Annotated in this window: 1 protein-coding gene; it reads right to left on the minus strand. The window is 46.8% G+C overall.

All coding sequences use genetic code 11. The annotated features are described in order from the left end of the window. Window positions 1-299, minus strand: a 299-nt coding sequence (locus AB4585_RS29305) for a GTP-binding protein (protein ID WP_372172339.1), incomplete at both ends; no start/stop codon positions are given.

Consider the following 299-nt stretch of genomic DNA (forward strand, 5'->3'; position numbering starts at 1 on the left):
CTTGTCGTGTTGATAACAGTAGAGTGAATTTCCTGAGATTGCAGCCAGTCATGCATTGTCGCAACCTGCGCTTTCGCCGCTAGCTCACTCTTATTAGCAATGATGATATCCGCCACTTCCAACTGTTGTTTGAAATTGGCATTTGTCGTGTACTTGTCATTACCGAAGTATCGAGCATCGGTGAGGGTCAATGTTGAACGTAGTTCGATATAAGGGCTGAACTGAGCCGAGGAGAGCGTAGCCATGATCTGCTTTGGATGGCCTAGACCTGTAGGCTCAATGATGAGTCTGTTTGGGTT

The sequence above is a fragment of the Vibrio sp. 10N.222.49.C9 genome (assembly GCF_041474985.1).
Taxonomy (GTDB): Bacteria; Pseudomonadota; Gammaproteobacteria; order Enterobacterales; family Vibrionaceae; genus Vibrio; species Vibrio crassostreae_C.